Raw genomic sequence first — 25,336 nt, forward strand, 5'->3', positions numbered from 1 at the left:
TAAATGACAGTAAAAGACCACGGCAACAGCATGAAGTTCTTGGTTTTTTCAGAAAAACGAGATGTTTGCTATGCTGGCCGCCCCGCGGCACGAGGTAGCACCATGCAACTGATCGATATCGGCGTCAACCTGACCAACAGCAGTTTCCGCGACCAACAGGCGGCTATCGTCGAGCGCGCGCTCGAAGCCGGGGTAACGCAAATGGTGCTTACGGGCACCAGCCTGGACGTCAGCGAACAGGCGCTGGAACTGTGCCAGCAACTGGATCCGTGCGGCGAGCACCTTTTCGCCACGGCGGGGGTACACCCGCACGATGCCAAGGCCTGGGATGCCGGCAGTGAGGGCCGGCTACGGCAACTGTTGAACGAACCCCGTGTGCGCGCCGTGGGTGAATGCGGCCTGGATTTCAACCGCGACTTCTCCCCTCGCCCACTGCAGGAAAAAGCTCTGGAAGCACAGCTGGCCCTGGCGGCCGAACTGCGCCTGCCGGTGTTCCTGCATGAACGCGACGCCAACGAGCGCTTGCTGGCGATCCTCAAGGCGTACCGTGATCACCTGACCGGCGCAGTGGTGCATTGCTTTACCGGTGAGCGCGACGCGCTGTTTGCCTACCTGGACATGGACCTGCATATCGGCATTACCGGCTGGATCTGCGACGAGCGCCGCGGTACCCACCTGCACCCGCTGGTAGGCAACATTGCCGAGGGGCGGCTGATGCTGGAGAGCGATGCGCCTTATCTGCTGCCGCGTAGCCTGCGGCCCAAGCCGAAGAGCGGGCGCAATGAACCGGCGTTCCTGCCCGAGGTGTTGCGCGAGGTGGCCTTGCACCGGGGTGAGTCGATCGAGCACACGGCGGCGCATACCACTGCCACTGCGCGGGCGTTCTTCCAGATCTGAAATCTGACCCACCCTGCATACGCGGGTTCACCCGCGAATGGGCCTGACCCGGCGGCCAGTTTCTCCTGGCCGTTCACCGCTGCCGCCGCCACCGCATTCGCGGGTAAACCCGCACCCACAGGGATCACGCACGCTTTTTTAAATTTTGCGCAAGACAGTTGTTCCTACAAGCTCTTGATGCATATCAACAAAGCCTCTGAATTGGACAGGCACAATGATGGCACCTTGCCAATATTGTTTCCGCTCAACTCAGAGAAGACCTGCCCATGGGTGCCTGGCTTAGCAATGTTTCCCTGAAGTACAAGTTCTGGGCCGTCAACGCGGTGGCCTTTGTCACGACCTTGCTGCTGGTGCTCTACGCCGTGCACCTTGAGCAACGCGCCCGCGCCGAAGCCGCCCAGGCACAGGCGGCGGCACAAGCCCAGCTGCTGGCGGCCTGGCCAGCTGGGCAAGCACTGCCGCAGCCGGCCAACGTCATCCGATGGTCCGCCGGGCAAACGCCGACCTTCGCCGGCAATGCCCTCGACGCCCTGCGTAACGGCCAGGGTTGGGTCGAACTGCCTGGCCCCTGGATCCTTGGCGACAATCCGCTGCGCGGCGCGCAGGTGCTACGCAACGGTGATCAGCAAATCGCCGTGCTGGCCCAGTCGCCAAGCCTGCGCCAGGTCTTCCTCGAGCGCTTCAGCAACTACGCGGTGTGCGTGCTGATCCTGATGCTGGCCATGCTTGGCGCCTCGCAGCTGCTGATCCGCTTCCTGCTCAGCCAGCTCAACACCCTCAAGGACGTGATGCTGCACGTGGAAAAAACCGGTGACCTGGCTGCCCGGGTACCCCTGGCCTGTGGCGACGAGGTCGGCCAGATGGCCGGGGCGTTCAACGCCATGCAGGCCACCTATCACCGCGTGGTCAGTACCGTCGCCCACACCGCAGCACAACTGGACTCGGGCGCCGCACGCCTGGCTGCCAGCATGAGCGACGTGCGCCACGGCATGCTCGGCCAGCAGAGCGAGACTGACCAGGCCGCCACAGCCATCAACGAAATGTCCGCGACGGTGCACCATATTGCCCAGCACGCCGGCGCCACCCGCGACCTGTCGCAAACCGCTGACACCCTGGCAGGCAGTGGCCAGGAGGTCGTCAGCCGGGTGCAGGATTCGATTTCCGGGCTGTCCAGCGGCGTGCAGCAAACCGCCGAAATGATTCGCCAGCTGGCCGAAGACAGCCAGAAGATCAACAGCGTGGTCAGCGTGATCCACAGCATCGCCGAACAGACCAACCTGTTGGCGCTCAACGCCGCCATCGAAGCGGCGCGCGCCGGTGACCTGGGCCGCGGCTTTGCAGTGGTGGCCGATGAGGTGCGTAACCTGGCCAGGCGCGTGCAAACCTCCACCGACGAGATCACCACAATGGTCTCGGCCTTGCAGTCAGGCACCCGCGATGCGGTGGAATTCATGCAGGAAAGCTCGTATAAGGCTGACGACTGCGTCAGGCAGGCCCAGGAAGCCGGTGCAGCGCTGGCTGAAATCACCGGCGCGGTGGCCCAGATGCGCGAAAGCAATACCCAGATCGCCGTGGCCGCCGAGCAACAAAGCCAGGTGGCCGAGGAAATGAACCGCGCCGTGGTGAGTATTCGCGACGTGACCGAGCAGACCGTGCAGCAGACGGTGGGCTCGGCAAACACCAGCACCGAACTGGCGACCTTGGCGGGACAGCTGAACAAAGTCATTGGCCAGCTCAAGCTATAGTCGCGATAGGCCGGCTTGATTGGCCCCAGGCCGGCGGCAGCACTAAGCTTTGGGCATGACCGAGAGGATATGCCCATGAGCAAACGCCTGCCCAACCTGCGCGCCTGGCAATGGCGCGGCTACCACCATAATCACCGTCACCCGGCCAATCTGGTATTGCACCTGATTGCCGTGCCACTGTTCATCCTGGGTGCGTTGCTGGTGCTGTCCGGCCTGTTCGGCCTCGATCTGAGCCAACTGGCCGTTGGCATCATCGCCCTGATCGCCGGCCTGGGCCTGCAGCGCCACGGTCATCGCCTGGAGGCCGAGCAGCCCGAGCCGTTCGCCAATCGCCAGGACGCCGTGAAGCGGCTGCTGACCGAGCAGTTCATCACCTTTCCGCGCTTCGTGCTGAGCGGGAGCTGGTGGAAAGCCTGGCGGGAGCGGCACAAGCACCGCGATTGACTGCAGCAGTAGCGGGCTCAGGCAAATACGGTCACAGTCTGCCGGCTCAAGGCCAGCAACTCGCCCTCGGCCGTCCACAGGGCTGCTGCAGCATGTCCATAGCCGTCTCGCGCATGCTCCGTTTCTACGCAATAACGGCACCAGTCCAGTGTGGACAGCGTCGGCGTGGGCTGGATGAACTCGATGGTCCAGGTCAGTGTGCTGCCCGCCGCAGGCTGCTTCAGAAATGGCATCAGGCTCGGCGGCCAGGCATCGACCAGCGCCAGCAGGTGGGCCTCCGTGACCTGTTCCTCGGCTACGTCGCGCAAGCGCACCCAGCCGCCCATCTTGCGCGACTGATTGCCACTGAATGGTAACCCGCCCACCGCCCAGCGTAACGCCACATGCCGCATGAACTCCGGGGTTACGCCTTTGATATAGGGCAGTTCGGGGGCCGCCTCGTCGAGGGCTTTCATGTCCATGGCCGGCAGCGCCGGTACCTCAACCGTGGAAGGCCGCCCTGCCCCGAAGTTACCCTGTACCAGGGTCACCACCTGGCCTTCCTGAACGGCGCGGCCCAGCAAGGTACTGACCGCCTTGCCTTCACGCAGCACCTCCACCTCGAAACGGATTGGCACATCGGCCGCAGCCGGCGCCACGAAACTGATGGCCAGCGAGCGCACAGGGCGGCTGTCGGAGAGTTTCAGGCGCATGGCTTCATAGACCATGGCCGCCATCAGCCCGCCAAAGGCCGCCCGGCCCTGAGCCCAGCTGGGTGGAACGCTGACCGACTCGGGGCTGGCGCGCACGGCGTCGAGCAGTTGATTGAAGTTCATAGGCCGGCTCCTGCCTGCAGCGAAAAAGGTCTGCCCATCCTAGCCAGCAAACGCCTGGCGATCAGCCCGCATATCGGTCATTTGTCGGGCTGGCGCCGCGCCAGTGCCTGTTGCAGGGCATCCAGCGTCACATCCGACTGACGCTCGGCTTCGTGCAGTTCTCGCTCCCAGGCCACTTTGCACGGCGCCAGGTCGGCATGGTCGCGCACTTGCAGCAACCATTGCAGGCGGTCATGCCAGTCACCCAGGTCACCCTGAGCCTTTTTCAGTAATCGCTGCAGCTTATTGCCGGCATGGTCGAGCTGCGGGTAGGCCTCATCACCATAACGCGCGCGCTTGATCAACAACCGCAAGCGGTGGCGATCGTGGGCCGGGTCCTGCAAGGCGTGGTGCAATTTGCGCCACTGCTTGACCAGGCGTTTGTCGATACGCTTGTCGAGTGACTTGACCAGGCCCTCGCGGCCCGCCGCACGCAGGAACAGCGGAAACGCGTCGACGATTGCCAGCACCTTGGTAAGTTGGGGGCTGGCAGCAACACTGGCAAAGGTCCTGCCACGCCCTTCCAGGCGTCGCTGTCCGGCTCCGGTGTAACCACGCCCCAGTAGCTCGGCCGCGAGCACCTCGCGGTCACGCAACGGCGTGGTCAGGGTACCCAACGAACTGGCGGCTTCCTCCAACTGCTCCACCCCGGGCAACCCGCGCAATGGCCGCAGCAGGCTGCGCAGGCGCCGCAGGGTGGTGCGCAGATCGTGCAAGGCCTCGCTGTCAGTATCGGCGGCCAGGCGCTCCCTGCAGGCCAGCAGACGGACTTGCAGGGCCAGTACCTGGGCAACCACGTGATCGAGCATGGCAGACATCAGACGCTCCTTGGTCAGCGCCCGGCGCGCGATTCACGAATGTAGAAACGCGCCTTCTCGGCCTTGCGGGTACAGCTTTCGTAACCCTCGAACTGCTGCTGGGTCTTGGCCCCGGTCAACAGCGACAACGCCTTGGAGTAACTCACGGCACCGGCAAAGCCTTCGGACTTGGCCAGGTCCAGCTCCTTCCAGGCGGCATCCAGCTGGGTTGCGCAACTGTCCCGGTAGGCCGTCTTGCCCGCACAGCCAGCAAGGGCCAAGGCAATCAGTGGAAGGCAGATCCAAGCTTTCATCGGTGACACCTCAAAGGTAAAAAGTTGGCGATTTGACGCCCCTGCTGTTGAAAAGTGCCCTGATCGGCTGCTTCACTTGGCCAGCATTATCACAGTAGCTCAGTGCGAGCTACATTGAAGCACAGGTGGCGATAGGTGCATTGTAGGACCATGGTTGCACTGGCCGGGGAATGTTCATGAGTAAACGCGTTGCACTGGTACTGGGGTCGGGCGGTGCCCGGGGGTATGCACACATTGGCGTGATCGAAGAAATCGAGCGACGCGGCTATGACATTGCCTGCGTAGCGGGCTGCTCCATGGGCGCGGTGATTGGCGGCATCTATGCCGCGGGCAAACTGGAGCATTACCGCAACTGGATCGAGAGCCTCGACTATCTGGATGTACTGCGCCTGGTCGATGTCAGTTTTCGCCTTGGCGCCATCCGCGGCGACAAGGTGTTCGGGCAGATCCGCAAGATCGTCGGCGAGATCAACATCGAGCAACTGCGCATTCCCTACACGGCGGTTGCAACCGACCTTACCAACCAGCAGGAAATCTGGTTCCAGGAAGGCTGCCTGCACCAGGCCATGCGTGCCTCGGCAGCCATTCCCAGCCTGTTCACGCCGGTCATGCAAGGCAACCGCATGCTGGTCGACGGCGGCATCCTCAACCCGTTGCCGATCGTGCCGGTGGTGTCCAGCCATTGCGACCTGATCATCGCGGTCAACCTCAACGCCACGAACCAGAAGCAGTATCAGCTGCCGGTGATCGAACGCCCGGCGGCGTTCAAGATGCGCTTCGATGCCTTGCTCAGCTCGCTGGGTTCGCGCTTGCCGTTCCGGCGCAAGCCGGCAGAGGAACTGATCCGCATCGAACAGGAAATCGTCGCCGAAGGGCTGGCACCGCCCAGCCCCTGGTTGAGCGATGCCGCCGACCCGGACACTCAGCAGCCGGCGGCGGCACCCGAGCGCGAGGGCGCGCCGAAATCGGCGACCGGCTCGTTCATCATCGACAACGTCGGGCCCGCCTCACTGCTGGACCTGATCAACCAGAGCTTCGAGGTCATGCAGACCTCGCTTGCGCAGTACAAGATTGCCGGCTATCCACCGGATGTGCTGATCAACGTGCCCAAGCGCGTGTGCCGGTTTTTCGAGTTCTACAAGGCACCGGAGCTGATTGCCCTGGGGCGGGAGATTGCACGGGATACGCTGGACAGTTATGAAGGGATGAAACGCTAGAGCCAGCCTGCACTGGCGACAGAAACGAAACAGGCCGCACTGGGCGGCCTGCTTTTTCATGCAGCGATCACCTTAGTAACGGGTGATGTCCGCATTGGCTTCCAGCTGTTTGCGGAAGGCCGCAAAGTCTTGCTGGCCAGCACGCGACGCGAGGTAGCGGCGGATCTGCTGCTTCTCTTCGTCGGTGGCGGTTGCGCCTTCGTTGACACCCTTGAGCTGCAACACCACCAGGCTACCGTCACGCAGCACGACGCTGCCGTACACCGGCTTGTCCTTGGCTTGCGGCTTGTTCAGGCGGAACAGCGCCTGCAGTTCGGCCGGGTCGATACCGTCCTCGCCCCGGGTGACGGCTTCATAAGCCTTCCAACCCTGCCCTTCGTGCACGCTACCTGGTGCGATGGAGCCATCACGCAGGCCGGCAATCAGCTTGTCCGCCTTGGCCTTGAGCTCGGCTGTCGCCTTCTCCTTGGCCAAGTGTTCGCGGATGCTGCTGGCCACGGCTTCCAGCGGCAGTTGTTCAGGCTTGCGGTGCTCCTTGACGCGCAGCACCACGGTGGTCTCCGGGTCGAGCTCGATGGCGGTGCTGTTGGCAGCCTCATCCAGCACTTCTTCGGAGAACGCCGCCTGCACCACCGAACGGTTGGCAGTGATGCCTTCACCACCCTCGCGGCCGAAGGCTGCAGAGGTGTGCACTTTCAGGTTCAGGTCCTGAGCCGGCTGGCCCAGGTCGGAAGCCTCGTAGGCGGCATCCTGCAGCTGCTTGCTGGCGTCGACGTAACGCTGCTCGACCAGCGGGGTTTTCAGATCGCGGGTCAGCTTGTCCTTGAGGCTGGCGAAGCTTGGCACTTCCGGCGCCTGCACGCCCAGCAGCTTGATCAGGTGGTAGCCGAACTCGGTGCGTACCGGCGCCGATACCTGGCCATTTTGCAGCGTGTACAGGGCATCTTCGAACGCCGGGTCGTAGACCCCCGGGCCGGCGAAGCCGAGGTCACCACCGCTATTGGCCGAACCTGGATCCTGGGAGAACTCCTTGGCCAGTGCGGCAAAGTCTTCACCTTTGGCCAGGCGCTGCTCGATCTCTTCGGCGCGGGCTTTGGCCTGGGCGTCGGTGACCTTGTCGTTGACCTCGATGAGGATGTGCGCCGCATGGCGCTGCTCGGCGAGGTTGGCGATTTCCTTCTCGTACTGGGCCTTGAGTTCCTCGTCGGTCACCTTGACCTGGTCGAAGAACGCCGACTTCTTCAGTTCGATGTAGTCGATCACCACCTGGTCAGGCGACATGAACTCCTTGGCGTGCTGGTCGTAGTGCGCCTTGATCTCTTCGTCGCTGACCTTGACCGCAGCCGGATCGGCCTTGAAGGTCAGCGATGCGAAGTCACGGGTCTGCTTTTCCAGGCGGGCAAAGGCATCGACCTGCTGGTCGGTGACAAAGCTGCTGCCAGCCAGGCCGGTGCGCAGCTGGCCGATGAGCATTTCTTCAGCGAGCATGTCGCGGAACTGCATGCGGCCATAGCCCATCTGGCGGATGACCTGGTCGAAACGGTCGGCACTGAACTTGCCGTCCACCTGGAATTCCGGCGTCTGCAGAATCACCTGATCCAGCGCAGCCTCGGAGAAAGCGAACTTGGCATCTTCGGCGCCTTGCAGCAGCAACTTGCGGCTGATCAGCCCCTTGAGTGCCTCTTCGCGCAGCAATTTGTCATCCAGCAGCGCCGGATCGAAGTCCTTGCCCAGTTGTTGTACAAGCTGGCGGCGCTGCATGTCGGCCGCCTGGCTCAGCTCATTCTGGCTGATGGTCTGGCCGTTCACCTTGGCGGCGTCCTGGCTATGGGTGGCGGCCTGGAAAATAGCTTCGAAACCGGTCAACGCCATCAATACGACGATAAGGCCGATGATGGTCTTGGCAATCCAACCTTGTGAATTGTCCCTGATATTTTGCAGCATGCGTCCCCCAGAAACGGCTGTACCACTGCGTCGACAACCGCGGAGCGTGGGTAGAAACCTGATAAAAGAAAGGCGCATCCGAGGATGCGCCTTTACTTAGCAAACGTGTCAGGCGGGAACGTTTGCGCCCCGCCTTCACCGTGCTCGGACCTGGCCAGGCCGGGTCCGGCTGAAAGACGACTTAGTTGACGGCGTCTTTCAGGCCTTTGCCTGCCTTGAAACCTGGAACCTTGGCAGCTTCGATCTTGATGGCCTTGCCGGTTTGCGGGTTACGGCCAGTGCGCTCGGCGCGATCCTTGACCGAGAAGGTACCGAAGCCAACCAGTACGACGTCGTCGCCTGCTTTCAGGGCACCGGTCACGGAGTCAATTACTGCGTCCAGCGCACGGCCAGCTACAGCTTTCGGGATGTCAGCAGATGCGGCGATAGCGTCAATCAGTTCCGACTTGTTCACTCTAAGTCCCCTTATTTCTCTATTGAGTTTGTTTCTAAGTATGTAATGAAAAGCTTATGAAACGTGCGCTGGGTGGCTTGAAGACAATAGCGTGCCGCTTTATAGCAAGGCCCCGAAAAAACTGTCAAGGAAAGCCCCCCAGCCAAAAACTACTAATGCGTGCTGATTCTTTCCTTAGCATCGCCGTCGCGCTTTTCATCTTTCGCGACAATCTCCGGAGCCACATCTGGCAAGGGCTCCGGGGCGTATTGCAGCGCAATTTGCAGGACTTCGTCAATCCATTTGACCGGTTTGATCTGCAGATCCTGTTTGATATTTTCCGGAATCTCCTTCAGATCGCGAACATTCTCCTCCGGAATGATCACCGTCTTGATCCCGCCACGGTGTGCCGCCAGCAGTTTTTCCTTCAACCCGCCAATGGCCAGGACTTGGCCACGCAAGGTGATTTCGCCGGTCATGGCCACGTCGGCACGTACCGGAATCTGCGTCAGCGCCGACACCAGCGCGGTGCACATGCCGACACCGGCACTTGGACCGTCCTTCGGCGTGGCGCCTTCGGGCATGTGGATATGCACGTCGCGCTTCTCATGGAAGTCGGCGGCGATGCCCAGGCTGCGTGCGCGGCTGCGCACCACCGTCTGCGCGGCAGTGATCGACTCGACCATCACATCGCCCAGCGAACCGGTCTTGATCAACTGGCCCTTGCCGGGGATGACCACGGCTTCGATGGTCAGCAGTTCGCCGCCCACCTGGGTCCACGCCAGGCCGGTGACCTGGCCGATCTGGTCCTGCTGCTCGGCCAGGCCGTAGCGGAACTTGCGCACGCCCAGCAGGTGTTCAAGCTGCTCGCTGGCGACCTTGACCTTGACCTGCTTCTGCCCGGTGTGTTCCTTGACCACCTTGCGGCAGACCTTGGCGATTTGCCGCTCCAGGCCACGCACACCGGCTTCGCGGGTGTAGTAGCGGATGATGTCGCGGATGGCCGATACGTCGACCTCCAGCTCTTCCTTCTTCAAGCCGTTGGCCTTGACCTGCTTGGGCACCAGGTACTTGACCGCGATGTTGATCTTCTCGTCCTCGGTGTACCCCGGCAGGCGGATGACCTCCATCCGGTCGAGCAGCGCCGGCGGGATGTTCATCGAGTTCGAGGTGCACAGGAACATCACGTCCGAGAGGTCGTAGTCGACTTCCAGGTAGTGATCGTTGAAGTTGTGGTTCTGCTCCGGGTCGAGCACTTCGAGCAGCGCCGAGGCCGGGTCGCCACGCATGTCGCTGCCCATCTTGTCGATTTCGTCGAGCAGGAACAGCGGGTTGCGCACGCCAACCTTGGTCATCTTCTGGATCAGGCGACCTGGCATCGAACCAATGTAGGTGCGGCGGTGACCACGGATTTCGGCCTCGTCACGCACACCGCCCAAGGCCATGCGCACGAACTTGCGGTTGGTGGCGGCAGCGATCGACTCGGCCAGCGAGGTCTTGCCGACACCAGGTGGGCCGACCAGGCACAATACCGGGCCACGGATCTTCTTGACGCGCTTCTGCACCGCGAGGTACTCGAGAATGCGCTCCTTGACCTCTTCCAGCCCGTAGTGGTCGGCGTCGAGGATTTCCTCGGCCTTGGTCAGGTCCAGGCGTACCTTGCTCTGCGCCTTCCACGGCACCTGCACCAGCCAGTCCAGGTACGAACGCACCACGGTGGCTTCGGCCGACATCGGCGACATCTGCTTGAGCTTGTTCAGCTCCGCCTGGGCTTTGGCCAGGGCATCCTTCGGCAGGCCGGCGGTTTCGATGCGCTTTTTCAGCTCTTCGACTTCGTTGTGGCCTTCGTCGCCATCGCCGAGTTCCTTCTGAATGGCCTTCATCTGCTCATTCAGGTAGTACTCGCGCTGGCTGCGCTCCATCTGCTTCTTGACCCGGCCACGAATGCGCTTTTCAACCTGCAGCAGGTCGATTTCGGCATCCAGCAGCGCCAGCACGTGCTCGACACGCGTCGACAGGTCGACGATTTCGAGAATTTCCTGCTTCTGCTCGATCTTCAGGGCCATGTGCGCGGCCATGGTGTCGACCAGGCGCCCGGGCTCATCGATGCTGTTCAGCGAAGACAGGACTTCGGCAGGCACTTTCTTGCCCAGCTGAACGTACTGTTCGAATTGCGAAAGCAAGGTGCGTACGAACACTTCCGACTCGCGCTCGGCGGCGTCAGTTTCGTCGATCAGGGACACTTCGGCACGAATGTGTCCTTCTACTTCGGTGAAATTTTCGACGGCGCCACGCTGCTCGCCCTCGACCAGCACCTTCACGGTGCCATCCGGCAGCTTCAGCAGCTGCAGCACGGTGGCAATGGTACCGACGCGATACAGGGCGTCCTCGCCCGGATCGTCATCGGCCGGGTTCTTCTGGGCCAGCAGAAGAATCTGCTTTTCGCCCGTCATCGCTGCCTCGAGGGCTTCGATGGATTTTTCGCGCCCCACGAACAGCGGGATAACCATGTGCGGGTAAACAACGACATCGCGCAATGGCAAAAGAGGCAAGTCGAGGGTTGTCTTCATGATTTCGCCTCTACAACGGCCCTATGGCCGGAAACCGGTGGAAATGATGCTTGGACCTAATGTGGGGGCACGCTTGGGAAATTACAAGCGCTAGCGCAGGAAAAGCAGAAAGGGGCCCGTAGGCCCCTTCTTGCTTGCAACCGGAAACCGGCCATTGCCTGAATCAGGCGTCTGGCGCGGCCTTGGCTTGTGGCTCGCTGTTCTCGTAGATCATCAACGGCTGCGAGGTGCCTTCGATGACGCTCTCGTCGACCACCACCTTGCTGACATCCTTCTTCGAAGGGATCTCGTACATGGTGTCGAGCAGCACGCCTTCAAGGATCGAACGCAGGCCACGGGCGCCGGTCTTGCGCTCCAGGGCCTTGCGGGCAACGGCCTTGAGTGCATCGCTGCGGAACTCGAGGTCGACGCTTTCCATCTCGAACAACTTGGCATACTGCTTGGTCAAGGCGTTTTTCGGCTCGGTGAGGATCTGCATCAATGCAGCCTCGTCCAGCTCATCGAGGGTCGCCAGTACCGGCAGACGGCCGACGAATTCCGGAATCAGGCCAAACTTGACCAGATCGTCCGGTTCGACCTCACGCAGGGACTCGCCGACCTTCTTGCCTTCTTCCTTGCTGCGCACTTCAGCGCCAAAGCCGATGCCACCTTTGGTGGAACGGTTCTGGATGACCTTTTCCAGGCCCGAGAACGCACCACCGCAAATGAACAGGATATTGCGGGTATCAACCTGCAAGAACTCCTGCTGCGGGTGTTTGCGGCCACCTTGCGGCGGCACCGAGGCGACAGTGCCCTCGATCAGCTTCAGCAGCGCCTGCTGCACGCCCTCGCCCGAAACGTCACGGGTGATGGACGGGTTGTCCGACTTGCGCGAAATCTTGTCGATCTCGTCGATGTAGACAATGCCCATCTGGGCCTTTTCCACGTCGTAGTCGCACTTCTGCAACAGCTTCTGGATGATGTTCTCGACGTCCTCCCCCACATAACCGGCTTCGGTCAGGGTGGTGGCGTCAGCAATGGTGAACGGTACGTTCAACAGGCGTGCCAGGGTTTCGGCGAGCAGGGTCTTGCCCGAGCCGGTCGGCCCGATGAGCAGGATGTTGCTCTTGCCCAGTTCGACTTCGTCACCCTTCTTGTCACGCTGGTTCAGGCGCTTGTAGTGGTTGTACACCGCTACGGCCAGCACCTTTTTCGCGCGCTCCTGACCAATTACATACTGGTCCAGGATGCCGCTGATTTCTTTCGGCGAAGGCAATTTGTGCGCGCTGCTCTCGGCCTGGGCTTCCTGCACCTCCTCACGGATGATGTCATTGCACAGGTCGACGCACTCGTCGCAGATAAATACCGAGGGCCCGGCAATCAATTTGCGCACTTCGTGCTGGCTTTTGCCGCAGAAGGAGCAATAGAGCAATTTGCCGCTGTCCTCGCCGTTACGGGTGTCAGTCATTCGATCGATCCAATCCGGTAGGCTTGCAACACAAGATGAAGGCAATTGCGGGCTTTTTCAAGTCCGCAGGTAGGCGCTTTCGGCGCCTGCCTGCTCTGGCACCCCGGTTCAGGAGGCCAGTTGCCGCTTGTCGTAGACCGAGTCGATCAGGCCGTACTCGGCCGCGCGCGAGGCGCTCATGAAATTGTCACGCTCGGTGTCGCGCTTGATGGTCTCGAGGTCCTGGCCGGTGTGGTAGGCCAGCAGCTCGTTCAGACGCGCCTTGATATTGAGGATTTCCTGGGCGTGGATCTCGATATCGGTGGCCTGACCCTGGAAGCCGCCCAGCGGCTGGTGGATCATCACGCGCGAGTTCGGCAGGCAGTGACGCTTGCCTTTGGCACCGGCAGTCAGCAGGAAGGCGCCCATGCTGCAGGCCTGGCCGATGCAGATGGTGGAGACGTCCGGCTTGATGAACTGCATGGTGTCGTAGATCGACATGCCAGCGGTAACGGAACCGCCCGGCGAGTTGATGTACAGATGGATATCCTTGTCCGGGTTTTCCGCCTCGAGGAACAGCATCTGCGCAACGACGAGGTTGGCCATGTAGTCTTCGACCGGGCCAACCAGGAAGATCACTCGCTCCTTCAACAGGCGCGAGTAGATGTCGTAAGCGCGTTCGCCACGGGCGGACTGCTCGATAACCATCGGGACCAGGCCGCCTGCGGCCTGGATGTCAGAGCTCTGCTGAATATAAGAATTGCGGGACATGTCCTGCGCTCACTCCCAAATAGTCATGGCTTGAATACGCACAAGCCAGCGCGAAGGCTGGCTTGTGGAGTTTCCTACGAGAGAAACGTATTACTCGGCTTCGGCAGGTGCCTGGGCTGGTTTTACGGCTTCTTCGTACGAGACCGACTTGTCGGTCACAGTCGCTTTCTGCAGAACAGTATCTACAACTTGTTCTTCCAGCACAACCGAACGGACTTCGTTCAGCTGCTGGTCGTTCTTGTAGTACCAGGAGATGACCTGCTCAGGCTCCTGGTAAGCCGAGGCCATTTCTTCGATCATCTCGCGAACCTTGGCGTCGTCCGGCTTCAGCTCGAACTGCTTGACCACTTCGGCAACGATCAGGCCCAGCACCACACGGCGCTTGGCTTGCTCTTCGAACAGCTCGACTGGCAGCTGTTCTGGCTTGATGTTGCCGCCGAACTGCTGAACAGCCTGCACGCGCAGACGGTTGACTTCATTTTCCAGCAGGGCTTTCGGCACTTCGATCGGGTTGGCGGCCAGCAGACCGTCCATGACCTGGTTCTTGACCTTGGTCTTGATCGCCTGGCGCAGCTCACGCTCCATGTTCTTGCGAACTTCGGTGCGGAAACCTTCCAGGGTCGATTCCTTGATGCCGAACTGGGCGAAGAATTCTTCGTTCAGCTCTGGCAGCACAGGCGCCGAAACGCTGTTGACGGTGATGGTGAACTCGGCAGCTTTGCCCGCCAGGTCCAGGTTCTGGTAGTCCTCTGGGAAGGTCACGTTGACAACGCGCTCTTCGCCAGCCTTGGCGCCAACCAGGCCATCTTCGAAGCCAGGGATCATGCGGCCGGAACCCAGCACCAGCTGGGTACCCTTGGCCGAACCACCGGCGAACACTTCACCGTCGACCTTGCCGACGAAGTCGATGTTGACCTGGTCGTCGATCTGCGCAGCACGCTCGACGGCCTCGAAGCGGGTGTTCTGCTTGCGCAGGACTTCGAGCATGTTGTCCAGGTCGGCGTCAGCCACTTCAGCGCTCAGGCGCTCGACGTTGATCGACTCGAGGCCGGCAACGGTGAACTCCGGGAACACTTCGAAGATGGCGACGAATTCAAGGTCCTTGCCCTTTTCGAAGGACTTCGGCTCAACGGCCGGGGCACCTGCCGGGTTCAGCTTCTGCTCGACGATGGCTTCGTAGAAGGAAGCCTGGACCAGGTCACCGAAAGCCTCTTGACGGGCGTCAGCTTCGAAACGCTGACGGATCACGCTCATCGGTACCTTGCCAGGACGGAAGCCTGCAACCTTGGCGCGACGGGCAGTCTGCTGCAGACGCTTGTTGACTTCGTTCTCGACGCGCTCGGCCGGAACGGCGATGGTCATGCGGCGCTCGAGAGCGGAAGTGTTTTCAACAGAAACTTGCATGGATATTCCTCGTTGCACAGACGTTAGCCGGCGTTAGCCCGACTCCAGAATCAAGGGCAAGCATTCTAGTGAGTCGCGCTGCAGAAGTCACCCCACTCGGGACGACGGGAAACTACGCCGGTCGATTAACTTTCAAGGCCCGCACGGGATGCCGCCGAGCCTGCCTCAATTGGGGCTGCAGGCCGCGCCGGGCGGCCTGTCGCCGAAATACCTTGTCAAACAACTGCCAACCCCGAATTCGCCTCCTTTATTGAGGGTCGATTTCGTTGAACTGGCAGTATTCTTCCCACTCCATCCCCAGCGCCTCGGCCACCTCGCGGTGGGTCTCCAGGCGCATGGCCTGCAGCTGTTCCGGGGTTTCGGCGATCAGTTGCAGTGCCAACTCCCAGGGCTGCAGGCCCTGCTCATCGGCCGCATCCTCGAACGCCCACTCGATCTGCCGGGCCTGCTCACGCGCATCCAGCCCGCTGATTTCCTCGAGCAGCTGCGGGTTGGCTTCGGCAAAACGCTGCAGTGCCAGGGCCTGGCGGGCTTCTTTTGCGATCATTGGGCGGTTCCTCTGCCGGGCAACTGGGCCGGTGTTTCAACCGGCTGAAATCTATCAGGTTTTATTGGGGTGCCACTAGGGGATTGCAAGGGGGAAATGATGCGTTTGGGCTTACAGGGGATCGGCTTGGGTTTGGCAGCACCTGTGAGATCGAGCGCCGCCCGCGCGGCGCTTCGCAGCACAAGGCTGCTCCATTTGTTTCGGGCCAATGCGGCCTGTGCCAATTGCGCGCGACCGCCTTGTCATTCCAACTCGATATCTCGACGGGCGCCAGGGGCCGAGCCCCACTTCAACCACCTAAAATCCAAAACAAAAAGGCGCCCGGTCTTTCGACCAAGGCGCCTTCTAAAAATATGGGGTGGACGATGGGAATCGAACCCACGACAACCGGAATCACAATCCGGCGCTCTACCAACTGAGCTACGCCCACCATATTGCAGTGCTGCGGTGTTGCGGTACAACCTTACAGAAGCATGGTGCGGACGAAGAGACTCGAACTCTTACAGCTTGCGCCGCTGGAACCTAAATCCAGTGTGTCTACCAATTTCACCACGTCCGCGTAACGCTTAAAACAAAGGCGCCAGATACTATCGAGGCGCCTTTGAAGAATATGGGGTGGACGATGGGAATCGAACCCACGACAACCGGAATCACAATCCGGCGCTCTACCAACTGAGCTACGCCCACCATATTGCATTACCGCCTACTTGCTTGCCAATGCCGCCTAATGGCGCACCCGGCAGGACTCGAACCTGCGACCATCCGCTTAGAAGGCGGATGCTCTATCCAGCTGAGCTACGGGCGCTTAAGCTTGAAGTCTAACCGAACAAGAACTTGGCAGATAACTGCCAAACCACTCATTCTGCCCGACTTAGCCAACCAGTGCTAGGCTGTGCCCGACAAGTGCGGCGAATCTTATAGGCGACCCCGAAAGTCGTCAACACCTTTTTCAAAAAAATTTAAATTATTTAAGGGGTTAGGGGATTTGCCCGACCACCCGCCTTTGCCCTTGGCGCGGGTCGTGCGAGAATACGCCCTCTTTATTGTTTCCTTCTCGATGGTTAATCACGCGTCTATGACTGCACACCTAATCGATGGCAAGGCGATCGCCGCCAGCCTGCGCCAGCAGATCGCTCAACGTGTCGTGGAGCGTCGCCAGCAAGGCCTGCGTACGCCGGGCCTGGCGGTGATCCTGGTCGGCACCGACCCCGCCTCCCAAGTCTATGTCTCGCACAAGCGCAAGGACTGCGAAGAGGTCGGCTTCATTTCGCAGGCGTTCGACCTGCCCAGCGAAACCACGCAGCACGCCCTGACCGAGCTGATCGATCGCCTCAATGATGACCCGGCCGTCGACGGCATCCTGCTGCAACTGCCCCTGCCCGAGCACCTCGATGCCTCGCTGCTGCTCGAGCGCATTCGCCCGGACAAGGACGTCGACGGTTTCCACCCGTACAACATCGGCCGCCTGGCCCAGCGCATCCCGCTGCTGCGCCCGTGCACCCCGAAAGGCATCATGGCCCTGCTGGAAAGCACCGGCCAGGACCTGTATGGCATGGACGCGGTCATCGTCGGCGCCTCCAACATCGTGGGCCGGCCGATGGCCATGGAGCTGCTGCTGGCCGGTTGCACCGTGACGGTATGTCACCGCTTCACCAAGGACCTGGCCGGCCACGTAGGGCGCGCCGACCTGGTGGTCGTGGCTGCCGGCAAGCCGGGGCTGGTCAAAGGTGAGTGGGTGAAGGAAGGCGCCATCGTCATCGACGTGGGCATCAACCGCCAGGAAGATGGCAAGCTGGTCGGCGACGTGGTCTACGAGACCGCCCTGCCGCGCGCGGGCTGGATCACGCCGGTGCCAGGCGGCGTCGGGCCAATGACCCGGGCGTGCCTGCTGGAAAACACGCTGTATGCGGCGCAAGAGCTGCACAAGTAATACCGCGTGAAGTGAAAACGGCACCTCTGGCAGGTGCCGTTTTTTTTGCGCGGTTGTGCCGGCTTCTTCGCGGGTAAACCCGCTCCCACAGGGATATCACTGTGGGAGCGGGTTTACCCGCGAAGAAGCCAGCGCGGTATTCAGCCGATCACTTCCTGGCCGCCTCCCACGATTTCAGCAGTTCGTTGTAGCTGACCGTCTCGCCTTTGGGCTTCTCGTTGGCCAGCTTGGGCTTCGGCGCACCGGGCTGGTCGAACCAGTACTGGGCATCCTTCTCCGGGTTCAGCTTGGGCGCACAGGCGGCCTGGGCGTTGGACCGCTGCAGGCGCTCCATCATACGGTCCTGGTCGCGGGCCAGGCCATCCAGGGCTTCCTGCGGGGTCTTCTCGCCACTGGCCACCTCGGCGATGTGGCTCCACCACAGCTGCGCCAGGCGCGGGTAATCCGGCACGTTGGTGCCGGTGGGCGTCCACTGCACCCGCGCCGGGCTGCGGTAGAACTCCACCAGCCCACCCAGCTTGGGCGCCAGGTCGGTCATGGCCTGGGAGTTGATGTCCGACTCGCGTATCGGGGTAAGACCGACGATGGTCTTTTTCAGCGATACGGTCTTCGAGGTGACGAACTGGGCATACAGCCACGCCGCCAGACGCTGCTTCTCGGGCGTGGACTTGAAGAAGGTCCACGAGCCGGTGTCCTGGTAGCCCAGCTTCATGCCCTCCTCCCAGTACGGGCCCTTCGGCGACGGCGCCATGCGCCATTTCGGCGTGCCGTCGGCATTTACCACGGGCAGCCCAGGCTTGGTCATGTCCGCGGTAAAGGCGGTGTACCAGAAGATCTGCTGGGCGATGTTGCCCTGGGCCGGCACCGGGCCGGCCTCGGAGAAGGTCATGCCCTGGGCTTCCTTGGGCGCATAGGCGCGCATCCAGTCCACGTATTTCTGGGTGGCATAGACGGCGGCCGGGCCGTTGGTGTCGCCGCCCCGGGTCACGCTGGAGCCCACCGGGTGGCAGTCCTCCACGCGAATACCCCATTCATCCACCGGCAACCCATTGGGCAGGCCCTTGTCGCCTCCGCCGGCCATCGAGAACCAGGCATCGGTGAAGCGCCAGCCCAGCGATGGGTCTTTCTTGCCATAGTCCATGTGACCATAAACACGCTTGCCGTCGATTTCCTTGACGTCTTCGCTGAAGAACCTGGCGATGTCCTCGTAGGCCGACCAGTTCACCGGTACGCCCAGATCGTAGCCGTACTTCTCCTTGAACCTGGCTTTCAGCTCGGGCCGTTCGAACCAGTCGGCACGGAACCAGTAGAGGTTGGCAAACTGCTGGTCGGGCAGTTGGTAGACCTTGCCGTCAGGTGCTGTGGTAAAGGAAATGCCGATGAAGTCCTTCAGGTCCAGGGTCGGCGAGGTGTAGTCCTTGCCTTCGTTGGCCATCAGATCGGTGATCGATTCCACCTTGCCGTAGCGAAAGTGCGTACCGATCAGGTCGGAGTCATTGACCCAGCCGTCGTAGATGTTCTTGTCCGATTGCATCTGGGTCTGCAGTTTTTCCACCACGTCGCCTTCCTGCAGCAGGTCGTGGGTCAGCTGGATGCCGGTGATCTCGCTGAACGCCTTGGCCAGCACCTTGGACTCGTATTCGTGGGTTGTAATGGTTTCCGAGACCACGTTGATCTTCATGCCACGGAACGGCTCGGCCGCCTTGATGAACCACTGCAACTCGGCCAGCTGCTGTTCAGGGGTAAGGGTCGATGGCTTGAACTCGCTGCCGATCCATTTTTTTGCCGCATCTTCGTACTGGTCGGCCCAGGCAGTGCCCTGCACGCTGGCCAGTACCAGCAATGCGGCCAGGGTCAAATGTCGCCTGTTGTGCTTGTTATCGAACATTGTGATCTCCCGTTTCAGTTATCCCACAGGGCCATTCGCTCAGCCCCAGCGCAGCACCACCAGCAGCCACGCCAGCGACAGCAGCGAGGCCACCCACAATGGCCACTCGCTGACACCGACCACCAGCAGATGCAGGTAGGCGCTGGCCAGCAGGCCGATGAACAGACGATCACCCCGGCTGGTGACCAACGGCAGAAAGCCCCGCCGCTGCACACAGGGTCGGCGCAGTTCGAGCAGGGTCATGCCCAGCAGCAGCATGCCAACGGCGGCAAAAAACAGCGCCGTCGGCAGGGTCCAGGCCATCCACTCCATGGGTTTCCCTCCTCACACCCGGCCCAGGGCAAAGCCCTTGGCCACATGGTTGCGTACAAACCAGATCACCAGCATGCCGGGCAGAATGGTGAGTACCCCCGCCGCTGCCAGCACGCCCCAGTCGATGCCCGAAGCCGACACCGTGCGGGTCATCACTGCGGCAATCGGTTTGGCATTCACCGAAGTCAGGGTGCGCGCCAGCAGCAGCTCGACCCAGGAGAACATGAAGCAGAAAAACGCCGTGACGCCGATGCCGGAGCCAATCAAGGGAATGAAGATCTTCACGAAGAAGCGCGGAAAGCTGTAGCCGTCGATGTAGGCCGTTTCGTCGATTTCCTTGGGTACGCCGGACATGAATCCTTCGAGGATCCACACCGCCAGGGGCACGTTGAACAGGCAGTGGGCCAAGGCTACGGCGATATGGGTGTCGAACAGGCCAATCGACGAGTACAGCTGGAAGAACGGCAACAGGAACACCGCCGGCGGCGCCATGCGGTTGGTCAACAGCCAGAAGAACAGGTGGCGGTCACCCAGGAAGCGGTAGCGCGAAAAGGCATAGGCCGCCGGCAGCGCCACCAGCAGCGAAATCAGCGTGTTCAGGCACACGTAGTACAGCGAGTTGAGGTAGCCGTTGTACCAGCTGGCATCGGTGAAGATCACCCTGTAGTTGTCGAGGGTAAACGCCTGCGGCCATAGGGTGAGGCCGCCGAGGATCTCGGTGTTGCTCTTGAACGACATGTTGAGCAGCCAGTAGATCGGCACCAGCAGGAAGAAGAAATACAGCAGCAGCGCCAGCGATTTTCGTGTGCTCACGGCCTACTCCTTGTCGGCATGGGTCATGGCTGTGTAGAACAGCCACGACACCAGCAGGATGATCAGGAAGTACACCAGCGAAAACGCCGCCGCCGGGCCCAGGTCGAACTGCCCCACGGCCATGCGCGTGAGAGTCTGGCTGAGGAAGGTGGTGGCGTTGCCGGGCCCACCGCCGGTCAGCACGAAGGGCTCGGTGTAGATCATGAAGCTGTCCATGAAGCGCAGCATCACCGCGATCAGCAGCACGTTCTTCAGCTTGGGCAACTGGATGTGGCGGAACACCGCCCAGCCCGAGGCGCGGTCGATGCGCGCGGCCTGGTAGTACACGTCGGGGATCGCCCGCAGCCCCGAGTAGCACAGCAATGCCACCAGCGAAGTCCAGTGCCACACGTCCATCACCAGCACGGTGAGCCAGGCGTCGAAGGGGTCGCCGGCATAGTTGTAGCTGACCCCGAGCTTGGCCAGGGTGGCGCCGAGCAGGCCGATATCAGCGCGGCCGAAGATCTGCCAGATGGTGCCCACCACGTTCCACGGGATCAGCAACGGGATGGCCATGACGATCAGGCACACCGAGGCCATACGCCCTCTGGTGGGCATGGTCAGGGCAATGCCGATGCCCAGTGGAATCTCGATCAGCAGCACGCAGGCGGAATAGATGAACTGGCGCAGCAGCGCGTCGTGCAGCGCCGTATCGCGCAGCACCTGGCGGTACCAGTCGGCGCCGACGAAATAGCGGTTGGACTGGTCGAAGATGTCCTGCACCGAATAGTTGACCACCGTCATCATCGGCACCACGGCACTGAATGCCACCAGCAGGAACACCGGCAGCACCAGCCACCAGGCTTTGTTGTTGTGCACCTTGTTCATGGCCCTGGCTCCAGCAGCAGGTCATCGACATACAGCATCAGCCACTGCGCCGGCAGGCTGACCCAGGCCCGCCCCTCCGGCAGCGGGCGGTCTTCGTTCAAGCGCGCTTTCAGCGCCACACCGCCCAGTTCCAGCGTGACGATGCGGTAGGTGCCCAGGTCCTCGACATCCAGCACCTGGGCCGGGTAGGTGTTGTCGAGCGGGCTGTCCCACAGCTGCACGAACTCGGGCCGGATACCGACCTGCAAGCGCCCGCCTGCAGTGCTCGCCAAGCGTTCTCGCAGGCCGTCGGGCAGCGGCAGATGAACATCGCCGAACACCACCCCTTGGGCGTCGGCGCGTACCTCGATCAGGTTCATTCCCGGGCTGCCGATGAAGTAGCCAACGAAGGTGTGCCGCGGCCGCTCGAACAGTTCGCGCGGCGTGCCGAACTGGACGATGCGCCCGCCGTGCATCACCGCAATCTTGTCGGCGAAGGTGGAGGCCTCCAGCTGGTCGTGGGTGACATAGATCATGGTGATGTTGAACTGCTCGTGGATCTGCTTCAGCTTGCGTCGCAGCTTCCACTTCAGGTGCGGGTCGATCACCGTCAACGGCTCGTCGAACAGGATCGCCGACACATCGTCGCGGACCAGGCCACGGCCCATGGAAACTTTCTGCTTTTCATCAGCGCTGAGGTTGCGCGCCTTCTTGCGCAGCACGGCTCCCAGGTCGAGTACCTCGGCAATTTCCGCTACCCGGGCTCGCACCCGGGGTTCGTCCAGCCCCTGGTTACGCAACGGGAACGCCAGGTTGTCGAACACCGTCATCGTGTCGTACACCACCGGGAACTGGAAAACCTGGGCAATGTTGCGCGCCTGCGGCGACAGCTGATTGACCGGCTTGCCGTCGAACAACACCTCGCCATGGGACGGTGTCAGCAGGCCGGAGATGATGTTGAGCAAGGTGGACTTGCCGCAGCCCGACGGCCCGAGCAAGGCATAGGCACCGCCCTGCTCCCACACATGTTCCAACGCATGCAAGGCATAGTCCGCCTCGCTGGCAGGGTGGCGGCTATAGCTATGGGCCAGTTGGCGCAGGCGAATTTCGGCCATCACCCTCTCCTTGTCTGGCGCAGGCCGGGTGCCTGCACCAGCGCACCGGTGCTGTCGAAGACGAACAGCTTGTGGGTGGGGATGAACACGCGGATCGCCGTGTCCACCTGGTATTCGTGAACCCCTGGCAGGTGCAGGATCATTCGCCAGTGTTCGTTGCGCACATGCAGGAAAGTCTCCGAGCCACTGATCTCGGCCAGCTCAACCGACACCGCCAGTTCCAGGTCGTCGTCGTGGGCCGGCACCAGGGTGATATGGCTGGGGCGCACGCCAAAGCGGTAGTCGCCCTCGCCAAGCTGCTGCAAGTCGGCACTGCGGGCAAAGTGCACCGCCTGGGCCAGGCTCACCTCATTACCGCTGATTCGGCCAGGCACCAGGTTGATCGGCGGCTCGGAAAACAGCTCGGCGGCCAGCACGCTGCCAGGGCGCTGATAGACCTCGGCGGTGGGCCCGCTCTGGACGATACGGCCCTCGTGCACCAGGGTGGTGGTGCCACCCAGCGCCAGCGCCTCGTTGGGCTCGGTGGTGGCGTACACGGCGATGCAATGGCGCGCCGCAAACAGCTCGCGCAATTCCTGGCGCAGACCCTCGCGCAACTTGTAGTCGAGGTTGACCAAAGGCTCGTCGAAGAGGATCAGCGAGGCATCCTTGACCAGCGCCCGGGCCATCGCCGTGCGTTGCTGCTGACCGCCGGACAACTCCAGTGGCAGGCGCTGCAGGTAGGCTTCGATACGCAGCATCTCGGCGGTTTCCTGCACCCGCCGGCGAATCTCCGCTTCGGCCATGTGCGCCTGGCGCAACGGCGAGGCAATGTTCTCGTAGACACTGAGGGTCGGGTAGTTGATGAACTGCTGATACACCATCGACACATTGCGCTGGCGCACCGGCACGCCGGTCACGTCCTGGCCATCCATCAATACACGCCCGCAGTCCGGGCGGTCGAGCCCGGCCATCAGGCGCATGAGGCTGGTCTTGCCGGCCAGGGTGCGGCCCAGCAGCACATTGAACGACCCAGGCTCGAAACACAGTGAGGCATCGACGACCCAGGCCTGGCTGTCGACGCTGCGGCTGACTTGCTCCAGCACCAGGGACATGGCGTGGCCTTTCTGTAGTTGTTGTCTGCCGGGCACAGCCAGTTCCGTGCCAGTTGCGCCGCGCCGCTCTGGCCCGGGGCGAACGCGGCAAGCCCGGCAAATCACCGGTTCACAAGTGAACACAATGGCTGCACAACTGAACACTCGCCGGTTTGACAATGAACACTCGTGCACAACACTGAACAGCGGTCGGCCCATGACAATAACCACACAGGACAGGCCCATGGACGCATCCGCTTCGACCCATTCCCAGCTGATCCAGGCCTCCTGGGTCCGCTGCCGTGAACACGGTCTGCAACCCCAGCACGCACCGGACTTCGACTGCCTGAGCCGCGCCGAACTCGGTGCCCTGCTGGAGCGGCGTCAGGCACTCCTGCGTCTGACTCGCGAGGAGGTGCTGCCGCAATACACGCACTTGCTGGGCAACGCCAGCTACCTGGTGATGCTGGCCGACGCCAGCGGCTGCCTGCTCGACACCTGGGGTTCGCGGCGGTTCATCGAGCCACGCCAGCAGCATGGGTTCAGCGCCGGCGCCCATTGGCACGAGCGTGGCGTGGGCACCAACGCCCTGGGCACCGCATTGGTCTGCGCCGAAGCGATCCACGTTGGCCAGGACGAACACTTCCTGCGGCAGAACCGCTACCTGTCCAGCGCCGCCGCCCCGCTGTTCGACGCCGCCCGGCGATTGGTGGGGGGGCTGGACGTGGCCAGTGACGGCTACCTGCCGGCCAGCCAGACACTGGGCCTGGTGCGCATGATGGGCCAAAGCCTGGAAAACCGCCTGATCCTCGCCGAGCACGCCGACCAGCACGCGCAACTGCTCTTCAACAGCGCCTCCGACAACCTCGACAGCCCTTGGGCCGGCCTGCTGGTGTTCGATGAGCGCGGGCAGGTGCTGGCCGCCAATCACCGGGCCGACAGCCTGCTGGGCAGCAACCCGCTGCAGCAGAACATCGAGCAGTTGTTCCAGTTGCCCCTGCAGCAATTGCTCAGCCATCCGCGGCAACAGGCCTTCGCCCTGCAGGCCACCGGGCGCAACCGCTTTCATTGCCTGTGGCAGCCCCCACGCACGGCCACTTCCCGCTGCAAAGGCGAGCCGCGCCTGGAAAAGGCACTGACCCAGGCCGGACTGCTGCTGGAAAAGGACATCCCGGTGCTGGTACAGGGTGAAACCGGCGTCGGCAAGGAAGTGTTCGTCAATGACCTGCACCGCGCCAGCAGCCGCGCCAACCAGCCCCTGGTCGCCGTCAACTGTGCGGCAATCCCGGCCGAGCTGGTGGAGTCGGAGTTGTTTGGATACGACAAAGGGGCATTCACCGGTGCCCACCACAAGGGCAATCCGGGGCTGATCCGCAAGGCCGACCACGGCATCCTGTTTCTCGACGAGATCGGCGACATGCCACTGCCCACCCAGGCCCGCCTGCTGCGCGTACTGCAGTCGCGCAGCATCCAGCCGCTGGGCAGCGGCGAACCGGTGACGGTGGATATCCGGGTGGTGTCGGCAAGCAACCGCGACCTGGCCGACGAGGTGCGTGCCGGGCGCTTCCGCCAGGATCTGTACTACCGCATCGCCGGCCTGGCGCTGGTGTTGCCGCCACTGCGCGAGCGCGCTGACCGGCGGGCATTGATAGAGCAGCTGCATGCGCGCTACCGCGACCCAGGGCAACCTGCGCGGCTGCCAGCGGGCATTATCGACCTGCTCGACCAGCACCCTTGGCCGGGTAACCTGCGTGAACTGGGGAGTGTGCTGCAGGTAGCGCTGGCCTTGGCCGGCAACGCCCCGGTCGGGCTGGAACACCTGCCCGCGGGTTTTCTGGCCGAGTCGCAGGTGCCGGTGGTGGTTGCGACCGAGGGTGAGGACTTGCAGGTGCTGGTGGCACAAGCCGATGGCAACCTGTCGGCGGTGGCACGCAGGCTGGGGATCAGCCGTACCACGCTTTACAAGCGGCTGCGTGGGGGCTGATGATCTGGCGGC

Annotated in this window: 22 protein-coding genes and 4 tRNA genes; 6 read left to right on the top strand and 20 right to left on the bottom strand. The window is 62.2% G+C overall.

Features of this window, described 5'->3' with window-relative positions:
- Positions 1–102: 102 nt before the first annotated feature.
- The 3 genes from AC5O5I_RS18585 to AC5O5I_RS18595 all read left to right on the top strand — a co-directional run bounded on the left by AC5O5I_RS18585 (position 103) and on the right by AC5O5I_RS18595 (position 3,086).
- Positions 103–897 (top strand): TatD family hydrolase, encoded by a 795-nt coding sequence (locus AC5O5I_RS18585; RefSeq protein WP_494511300.1) that lies wholly within the window; start codon positions 103–105, stop codon positions 895–897.
- Between the two features lie 266 nt (positions 898–1,163).
- A complete protein-coding gene (locus AC5O5I_RS18590; protein ID WP_494511301.1) occupies positions 1,164–2,642 on the top strand; it encodes a methyl-accepting chemotaxis protein in 1,479 nt (492 codons plus the stop codon).
- Between the two features lie 75 nt (positions 2,643–2,717).
- Positions 2,718–3,086 (top strand): Mpo1-like protein, encoded by a 369-nt coding sequence (locus tag AC5O5I_RS18595; protein ID WP_494511302.1) that lies wholly within the window; start codon positions 2,718–2,720, stop codon positions 3,084–3,086.
- Between the two features lie 17 nt (positions 3,087–3,103).
- Here the strand turns inward: AC5O5I_RS18595 and AC5O5I_RS18600 are convergent, their stop codons facing one another.
- The 3 genes from AC5O5I_RS18600 to AC5O5I_RS18610 form a co-directional block, all read right to left on the bottom strand.
- On the bottom strand, positions 3,104–3,901 hold the full coding sequence (locus AC5O5I_RS18600; protein ID WP_494511303.1) for an acyl-CoA thioesterase: 798 nt from the start codon (positions 3,899–3,901) through the stop codon (positions 3,104–3,106).
- A gap of 77 nt (positions 3,902–3,978) precedes the next feature.
- Positions 3,979–4,758 carry a CHAD domain-containing protein gene (locus tag AC5O5I_RS18605; RefSeq protein WP_172220707.1) on the bottom strand — a complete coding sequence of 260 codons (780 nt, stop codon included), beginning with the start codon at positions 4,756–4,758 and terminating at the stop codon, positions 3,979–3,981.
- Positions 4,759–4,772: 14 nt separating this feature from the next.
- Positions 4,773–5,051 (bottom strand): hypothetical protein, encoded by a 279-nt coding sequence (locus AC5O5I_RS18610; protein WP_172220705.1) that lies wholly within the window; start codon positions 5,049–5,051, stop codon positions 4,773–4,775.
- A 176-nt stretch (positions 5,052–5,227) separates the two neighbouring features.
- On the opposite strand from AC5O5I_RS18610, the gene AC5O5I_RS18615 reads away from it, so the two are divergent.
- Complete coding sequence (locus tag AC5O5I_RS18615) at positions 5,228–6,268, top strand: patatin-like phospholipase family protein (protein WP_494511304.1); 1,041 nt, start codon at positions 5,228–5,230, stop codon at positions 6,266–6,268.
- A gap of 72 nt (positions 6,269–6,340) precedes the next feature.
- On the opposite strand, the gene AC5O5I_RS18620 is transcribed toward AC5O5I_RS18615, so the two are convergent.
- The 11 genes from AC5O5I_RS18620 to AC5O5I_RS18670 all read right to left on the bottom strand — a co-directional run bounded on the left by AC5O5I_RS18620 (position 6,341) and on the right by AC5O5I_RS18670 (position 16,168).
- Entirely contained in the window at positions 6,341–8,212 is a 1,872-nt protein-coding gene (locus AC5O5I_RS18620; protein WP_172220699.1) for a SurA N-terminal domain-containing protein, read from the bottom strand.
- Between the two features lie 181 nt (positions 8,213–8,393).
- Positions 8,394–8,666, bottom strand: coding sequence for an HU family DNA-binding protein (locus AC5O5I_RS18625; RefSeq protein WP_172220696.1), 273 nt, complete (start codon positions 8,664–8,666; stop codon positions 8,394–8,396).
- Positions 8,667–8,818: 152 nt separating this feature from the next.
- A complete protein-coding gene (gene lon / locus AC5O5I_RS18630) occupies positions 8,819–11,215 on the bottom strand; it encodes an endopeptidase La (RefSeq protein ID WP_172220693.1) in 2,397 nt (798 codons plus the stop codon).
- Between the two features lie 163 nt (positions 11,216–11,378).
- The gene (clpX, locus tag AC5O5I_RS18635) at positions 11,379–12,662 is read right to left on the bottom strand and encodes an ATP-dependent Clp protease ATP-binding subunit ClpX (RefSeq protein ID WP_172285616.1); all 1,284 of its coding nucleotides are present in this window, start codon (positions 12,660–12,662) and stop codon (positions 11,379–11,381) included.
- Between the two features lie 108 nt (positions 12,663–12,770).
- Positions 12,771–13,412: an ATP-dependent Clp endopeptidase proteolytic subunit ClpP gene (gene clpP, locus AC5O5I_RS18640; protein ID WP_027593952.1), complete on the bottom strand. Its 642-nt coding sequence runs from the start codon at positions 13,410–13,412 to the stop codon at positions 12,771–12,773.
- A gap of 90 nt (positions 13,413–13,502) precedes the next feature.
- Positions 13,503–14,816 (bottom strand): trigger factor, encoded by a 1,314-nt coding sequence (tig, locus tag AC5O5I_RS18645; RefSeq protein ID WP_172285617.1) that lies wholly within the window; start codon positions 14,814–14,816, stop codon positions 13,503–13,505.
- Positions 14,817–15,063: 247 nt separating this feature from the next.
- Positions 15,064–15,363, bottom strand: coding sequence for a DUF6388 family protein (locus AC5O5I_RS18650; RefSeq protein ID WP_172220684.1), 300 nt, complete (start codon positions 15,361–15,363; stop codon positions 15,064–15,066).
- A 354-nt stretch (positions 15,364–15,717) separates the two neighbouring features.
- A tRNA-His gene (locus AC5O5I_RS18655) sits at positions 15,718–15,793 on the bottom strand.
- 44 nt (positions 15,794–15,837) lie between these two features.
- Positions 15,838–15,922, bottom strand: a tRNA-Leu gene (locus tag AC5O5I_RS18660).
- Positions 15,923–15,974: 52 nt separating this feature from the next.
- Positions 15,975–16,050: transfer RNA gene (locus AC5O5I_RS18665), tRNA-His, on the bottom strand.
- A 41-nt stretch (positions 16,051–16,091) separates the two neighbouring features.
- Positions 16,092–16,168, bottom strand: a tRNA-Arg gene (locus AC5O5I_RS18670).
- Positions 16,169–16,438: 270 nt separating this feature from the next.
- On the opposite strand from AC5O5I_RS18670, the gene folD reads away from it, so the two are divergent.
- Positions 16,439–17,293, top strand: coding sequence for a bifunctional methylenetetrahydrofolate dehydrogenase/methenyltetrahydrofolate cyclohydrolase FolD (folD, locus tag AC5O5I_RS18675; protein ID WP_172220681.1), 855 nt, complete (start codon positions 16,439–16,441; stop codon positions 17,291–17,293).
- 148 nt (positions 17,294–17,441) lie between these two features.
- Here folD and AC5O5I_RS18680 read toward each other — a convergent pair whose 3' ends face one another.
- Genes AC5O5I_RS18680 through AC5O5I_RS18705 form a run of 6 tightly spaced genes read right to left on the bottom strand, consistent with a single transcriptional unit; the run spans position 17,442 to position 23,361 of the window.
- Positions 17,442–19,181: an ABC transporter substrate-binding protein gene (locus AC5O5I_RS18680; protein ID WP_494511305.1), complete on the bottom strand. Its 1,740-nt coding sequence runs from the start codon at positions 19,179–19,181 to the stop codon at positions 17,442–17,444.
- A gap of 39 nt (positions 19,182–19,220) precedes the next feature.
- Positions 19,221–19,493, bottom strand: coding sequence for a DUF2160 domain-containing protein (locus AC5O5I_RS18685; RefSeq protein WP_172220675.1), 273 nt, complete (start codon positions 19,491–19,493; stop codon positions 19,221–19,223).
- A gap of 12 nt (positions 19,494–19,505) precedes the next feature.
- A complete protein-coding gene (locus AC5O5I_RS18690) occupies positions 19,506–20,306 on the bottom strand; it encodes a carbohydrate ABC transporter permease (protein WP_172220672.1) in 801 nt (266 codons plus the stop codon).
- Between the two features lie 3 nt (positions 20,307–20,309).
- Entirely contained in the window at positions 20,310–21,173 is an 864-nt protein-coding gene (locus AC5O5I_RS18695) for a carbohydrate ABC transporter permease (protein ID WP_494511306.1), read from the bottom strand.
- Positions 21,170–22,267, bottom strand: coding sequence for an ABC transporter ATP-binding protein (locus tag AC5O5I_RS18700; RefSeq protein ID WP_172220666.1), 1,098 nt, complete (start codon positions 22,265–22,267; stop codon positions 21,170–21,172). Before AC5O5I_RS18700 ends, AC5O5I_RS18695 begins: the two co-directional genes overlap by 4 nt.
- A complete protein-coding gene (locus AC5O5I_RS18705; RefSeq protein ID WP_494511307.1) occupies positions 22,267–23,361 on the bottom strand; it encodes an ABC transporter ATP-binding protein in 1,095 nt (364 codons plus the stop codon). The genes AC5O5I_RS18700 and AC5O5I_RS18705 overlap by 1 nt, the downstream gene beginning before the upstream one ends.
- Before the next feature lie 223 nt (positions 23,362–23,584).
- On the opposite strand from AC5O5I_RS18705, the gene AC5O5I_RS18710 reads away from it, so the two are divergent.
- Positions 23,585–25,324 (top strand): sigma-54-dependent Fis family transcriptional regulator, encoded by a 1,740-nt coding sequence (locus tag AC5O5I_RS18710; protein WP_494511308.1) that lies wholly within the window; start codon positions 23,585–23,587, stop codon positions 25,322–25,324.
- Positions 25,325–25,336 lie beyond the last annotated feature (12 nt).

This window comes from Pseudomonas sp. 9_2_1 (assembly GCF_059295275.1).

Bases quoted from the DNA above. Each gene is read 5' to 3' on its own strand.
- AC5O5I_RS18585 (WP_494511300.1), top strand. From the start codon at position 103: ATGCAACTGATCGATATCGGCGTCAACCTGACCAACAGCAGTTTCCGC.
- AC5O5I_RS18590 (WP_494511301.1), top strand. From the start codon at position 1,164: ATGGGTGCCTGGCTTAGCAATGTTTCCCTGAAGTACAAGTTCTGGGCC.
- AC5O5I_RS18595 (WP_494511302.1), top strand. From the start codon at position 2,718: ATGAGCAAACGCCTGCCCAACCTGCGCGCCTGGCAATGGCGCGGCTAC.
- AC5O5I_RS18600 (WP_494511303.1), bottom strand. From the start codon at position 3,901: ATGAACTTCAATCAACTGCTCGACGCCGTGCGCGCCAGCCCCGAGTCG.
- AC5O5I_RS18605 (WP_172220707.1), bottom strand. From the start codon at position 4,758: ATGTCTGCCATGCTCGATCACGTGGTTGCCCAGGTACTGGCCCTGCAA.
- AC5O5I_RS18610 (WP_172220705.1), bottom strand. From the start codon at position 5,051: ATGAAAGCTTGGATCTGCCTTCCACTGATTGCCTTGGCCCTTGCTGGC.
- AC5O5I_RS18615 (WP_494511304.1), top strand. From the start codon at position 5,228: ATGAGTAAACGCGTTGCACTGGTACTGGGGTCGGGCGGTGCCCGGGGG.
- AC5O5I_RS18620 (WP_172220699.1), bottom strand. From the start codon at position 8,212: ATGCTGCAAAATATCAGGGACAATTCACAAGGTTGGATTGCCAAGACC.
- lon (WP_172220693.1), bottom strand. From the start codon at position 11,215: ATGAAGACAACCCTCGACTTGCCTCTTTTGCCATTGCGCGATGTCGTT.
- clpX (WP_172285616.1), bottom strand. From the start codon at position 12,662: ATGACTGACACCCGTAACGGCGAGGACAGCGGCAAATTGCTCTATTGC.
- clpP (WP_027593952.1), bottom strand. From the start codon at position 13,412: ATGTCCCGCAATTCTTATATTCAGCAGAGCTCTGACATCCAGGCCGCA.
- tig (WP_172285617.1), bottom strand. From the start codon at position 14,816: ATGCAAGTTTCTGTTGAAAACACTTCCGCTCTCGAGCGCCGCATGACC.
- AC5O5I_RS18650 (WP_172220684.1), bottom strand. From the start codon at position 15,363: ATGATCGCAAAAGAAGCCCGCCAGGCCCTGGCACTGCAGCGTTTTGCC.
- folD (WP_172220681.1), top strand. From the start codon at position 16,439: ATGACTGCACACCTAATCGATGGCAAGGCGATCGCCGCCAGCCTGCGC.
- AC5O5I_RS18680 (WP_494511305.1), bottom strand. From the start codon at position 19,181: ATGTTCGATAACAAGCACAACAGGCGACATTTGACCCTGGCCGCATTG.
- AC5O5I_RS18685 (WP_172220675.1), bottom strand. From the start codon at position 19,493: ATGGAGTGGATGGCCTGGACCCTGCCGACGGCGCTGTTTTTTGCCGCC.
- AC5O5I_RS18695 (WP_494511306.1), bottom strand. From the start codon at position 21,173: ATGAACAAGGTGCACAACAACAAAGCCTGGTGGCTGGTGCTGCCGGTG.
- AC5O5I_RS18700 (WP_172220666.1), bottom strand. From the start codon at position 22,267: ATGGCCGAAATTCGCCTGCGCCAACTGGCCCATAGCTATAGCCGCCAC.
- AC5O5I_RS18705 (WP_494511307.1), bottom strand. From the start codon at position 23,361: ATGTCCCTGGTGCTGGAGCAAGTCAGCCGCAGCGTCGACAGCCAGGCC.
- AC5O5I_RS18710 (WP_494511308.1), top strand. From the start codon at position 23,585: ATGGACGCATCCGCTTCGACCCATTCCCAGCTGATCCAGGCCTCCTGG.